This is a genomic window from Flavobacterium sp. FPG59, assembly GCF_002150205.1.
Taxonomy (GTDB): domain Bacteria; phylum Bacteroidota; class Bacteroidia; order Flavobacteriales; family Flavobacteriaceae; genus Flavobacterium.
Genome location: NZ_MTCA01000240.1, coordinates 1 through 4,528 on the forward strand (window position 1 = coordinate 1; position 4,528 = coordinate 4,528).

Here is a 4,528-nt window from a genome sequence, read left to right on the forward strand (position 1 = left end):
CCTGCTAAACTGTGCTCAATGGTTTCAATTTTTGATAGAGCATCCGCTTCTTTCTTGCGCTCGTTTTCAATTACCTCTGGTTTAGCATTGGCAACAAATTTTTCATTTGACAATTTAACTTGAACTGATTTCAAGAAACCTTTTATGTAATTGAGCTCCTCTGTTAATTTTGCAATTTCGGCAGCTACATCGATTTTTCCAGTGATTGGAATAAAATATTCGTTAGAATTAACACGGAAAGAAAGTGCTCCCTCTACTTTATCTGAAACGTATTCTAAATCATTAATATTTCCTAATTTAACAACAACGCTATCAAAATAAGTTGACGCATTTTCATTATTTAGTACTCTAAAGTCAATAGCATCCTTAAAGGGTATGTTTTTATCCTTACGAATTGTTCTAATTCCTGAAATTACTTCTATTGTAGATTCGAAATTTGTAATTAATTGTGAATCAAATGATTTTAATTCTGGCCATGTTGCAACTATTAAAGCTTCTTCAGCCGTTCTCTCTGCAATTAAATGCCAAATTTCCTCAGTCAAGAAAGGCATAAACGGATGCAATAATTTAAGGTTATTTTCAAGCATTTCAATCGCTTTCGCAAAAGTTACGCTGTCAATTGGTTGCTGATATGCTGGTTTAATCATTTCTAAAAACCAAGAACAGAAATCATCCCAAACTAATTTATAAATAGCCATTAAGGCATCAGAAATTCTATATTTTTCGAAATTATCTTCAATTTCAGCTAGAGTTTGCTGCAATTTAGCTTCGTACCATTCAATTGCTACTTTTGATGATTCGGGTTGCTCAATTCTATCTGAAACTTCCCAACCTTTTATCAATTTGAAGGCATTCCAAATTTTATTGGTAAACGCTTTCCCTTGGTTGCACAACTCTTCATCAAACATAATATCATTTCCAGCAGAAGCACTCAAAAGCAATCCTACACGAACTCCATCAGCACCAAATTTTTCAATCAATTCTAAAGGCTCAGGAGAATTCCCTAAAGATTTAGACATTTTTCGGCGTTGTTTATCTCTTACTAAACCAGTCAGATATACGTTCGTAAAAGGTTTCTGCCCCGTGTATTCATACCCTGCAATGATCATTCTGGCTACCCAGAAAAACAAAATATCTGGACCTGTAACCAAATCATTCGTTGGATAATAATATTTAAAATCTTCGCTTTCAGGATCCATAATTCCTCCAAAAACAGACATTGGCCACAGCCAAGAAGAAAACCAAGTGTCTAATGCATCAACATCTTGTTTTAAATCTTTTGTTTCAAGTTCAAGGTTTAAAGTTTTCTCTCTCGCTAACTTTAAGGCATCATCAATATTCTCTGCAACTACAAAATCCTCTTTTCCATCACCGTAAAAATAAGCTGGAATTTGTTGTCCCCACCACAATTGACGGGAGATATTCCAGTCTCTAATATTGTTTAACCAATGTGCATAGGTATTATTGAAACGCGCTGGGTGCAATTTAATGTCACCATCCTCAAGCACTGATTTGATTGCTGGTTTAACTAATTCTTCCATTTTTAAGAACCACTGATCAGACAAGCGTGGTTCAATAACAGCTTTTGTTCTTTCTGAAGTTCCTACTTTATTAAGATGCGTTTCTGTTTTTGCTAAAGCACCTATTGTTTGCAATTCTATAGCAATAGCTTCCCGAACCACAAAACGATCTTGCCCTTGATAGTGCAATCCAAAACTATTTAAGGTTGCATCCTCATTAAAAATATCAATAATCTCCAGATTGTGCTTTTCTCCCAAGGTTTTATCATTCATATCGTGAGCAGGAGTCACTTTTAAACAACCTGTTCCAAATTCGATATCAACATACTCATCTTCAATGATTGGAATTACTCTTCCGCAAATTGGGACAATTACTTTTTTACCTTTTAAATGAGCAAATCGCTCATCGTTAGGATTAATGCAAATTGCAGTATCTCCAAAAATTGTTTCTGGACGTGTTGTAGCAATGGTTAGAAATTCTTCTGTACCCTCAATTTTATATCTAAGAAAAAAGAGCTTTCCTTGTTGTTCTTCATATATAACTTCTTCGTCAGACAAAGTTGTTTTAGCTTCAGGATCCCAATTTACCATTCGGTATCCTCTATAAATCAAACCTTTGTTGTATAAATCAACAAAAGATTTAATTACTGAAGCTGACATATCAGGATCCATAGTAAATTTAGTTCTTTCCCAATCACATGAAGCACCAAGCTTTTTTAATTGATCCAAAATTACTCCGCCATATTTATCTGTCCATTCCCAGGCATGCGATAAGAATTCCTCACGAGTCAAATCATTTTTATTGATTCCTTCTGCCTTCAACTTTGCTACAACCTTCGCTTCTGTTGCTATAGATGCGTGATCAGTACCAGGAACCCAGCACGCATTAAAACCTTTTAATCGAGCTCTTCTTATCAATACATCTTGTATGGTATTGTTAAGCATATGCCCCATATGCAAAACTCCGGTTACATTTGGTGGTGGAATTACTATGGTATATGGTGTTCTATGATCTGGCTCTGAGTGAAAATAATTATTCTTCATCCAGTAGTCATACCACTTATTTTCAATAGTTTTAGCGTCGAATTGTGCAGGAATTGTCATTTTATTTAGAGTTTTAAAACCGTTGTAGCATTCCTAAAAATGCAGCTCTTGTTTTTGGTCTGATATTTGTAATTCAATAAGTGAACAAAAGTAAATAATTAAGTAGACTATAAAAAGAGAAATAAAATTTTGTTCTATAATTATAAACAAGGTATATTTACCTAACCGAATCTAACAATTATAATGAAAAAAACGATTACATTACTTACATTAATTTTGTTTTCAAGTATTGGCCTGGCCCAAAACGGACCTAAAATTAATTTTGAAGCTCCTGACAATACCATTGATTATGGAAGAGTAAAAAATACTGAAAATGGAGTCAGAGATTTTGTTTTTACAAATACAGGTAACGCTCCGCTAGTTATTACAAATGTGTTATCTACAAACGGATGTACTTTCCCGTACAAACCTACAGAACCCGTGATGCCTGGTAAAACGAGTAGAATAAGTGTAAAATACAACATGACTCTTGGCCCAATAAGAAAAACAATTACAGTGGAATCTAACGCTGTAAATTATGAGGGTGGAAGAATTGCTCTAAAAATAAAAGGAGAAGTCGTTACAGACTAAAATAGTTTTAGCTGGATGACACATTATAAAATATCATCCAGTTGAAATTGAAATTTTAGTGGTAAATTATTGCGTTCCACCTCTAAAGAGATCCACTTTCTGTGTTCTGATTTTAATATTGAATTAATTTCTTGCAAAGACATATCAAAAGGATTTCTTTCATTAATTTTAATAAGCACATCACCACTTTTTAATCCAGATAGCGCCGCAGCTGAATTTTTTCTAACATGTGCAATTTCATATATGGGTTTTAACTGAAACATATATTTAAAATCATTAGGATAAAGTGTAATCCCTCCACTTCCATTATTATAACCAAAGTTTGATCGCACGGTATGCATTTTTACGGTTTCTTGAACCCACTCAAGACCACTATGTTCTAACTCAATTCCACTTTTATTATAACTAAAAGGAGTTTTAAAATTCCTATTTCTCTTTAAAAAAAGCTGTTGGTTAGGATAATCGAAGACAACTTTAAATCTTCGCATTATTTCACCTCCTACTGAACCTATCCTGTCTTGAACCATAGAAACATTTTTTGTAGAAACACTGTCTGGAAAAGCAGCAATAGGATTATCAAAATAGAAAGATCCTAACTCAAAACGAGTAATTTTAGCTCTCTTTCCCTCAATATCTCCACTAAACCCTCTACCTAAAAAGTCGTCAAAATTCTTAGCCGGTATTTGTAAATTTTCATTAGTGTTCTTAAATAACCAAACTGCATCACTATTACCTGTATCAATGAGTAATTTTACAGGCAGCTGCTTTTCTGCAAGGCTTACATTGGTTGTAATATATGGTTTTGACTTTTCTACAGATATGGGTAAAACAGTTGCTTTCCTAGATACTTTTTGTTGGTGCTTTTTATTGTCTTTATAAACAATGATTTTTTTGTGCAGGTAATCAATTTCTACTAAATTATTTCTGAAAAAATGATATCCAATAATTCCATTCACAGGAATCCCCACATAAGAAGAAAAATTAAATTCAGGATCTAAAACAATATACAACAAATGATTCCTATTCGTCATATTACCAAAGGAAAGCATGTTATTAGTAGACTTTAAACCCTCCACAGATTTTTGACTGCCCAATCCTTTTAAAATGATTTTTTCGGTGTTTATAAATCTTAAATCTTTTTTTTCTTCAAGACTAAAAAGAATGGTTTCAGTAACACCTGTATCTAATAAAAAATTTAGTTCTATACCATTTACTTTTATAGGAACAAAAACTAAATTATTGATCAACTGAAAAGAAATAACTTCTTTTGTGAAATTTCCTTCAAACTGGAAACCATTTTGAGAATAAACAGGGCGTATTATAAACAATAAGAA

At 33.0% G+C, this 4,528-nt stretch carries 3 protein-coding genes; 1 reads left to right on the forward strand and 2 read right to left on the reverse strand.

All coding sequences use genetic code 11. From position 1 onward, the window contains the following. On the reverse strand, positions 1 to 2,624 hold a 2,624-nt coding region (locus tag FPG59_RS14235; RefSeq protein WP_086455242.1), incomplete at its 3' end, for a valine--tRNA ligase. A 183-nt stretch (positions 2,625 to 2,807) separates the two neighbouring features. On the opposite strand from FPG59_RS14235, the gene FPG59_RS14240 reads away from it, so the two are divergent. Then, positions 2,808 to 3,194 carry a DUF1573 domain-containing protein gene (locus FPG59_RS14240; RefSeq protein ID WP_086455243.1) on the forward strand — a complete coding sequence of 129 codons (387 nt, stop codon included), beginning with the start codon at positions 2,808 to 2,810 and terminating at the stop codon, positions 3,192 to 3,194. Between the two features lie 23 nt (positions 3,195 to 3,217). Here FPG59_RS14240 and FPG59_RS14245 read toward each other — a convergent pair. Next, a partial coding sequence (locus FPG59_RS14245; protein ID WP_369596826.1) for an aspartyl protease family protein occupies positions 3,218 to 4,528 on the reverse strand: 1,311 nt, incomplete at its 5' end.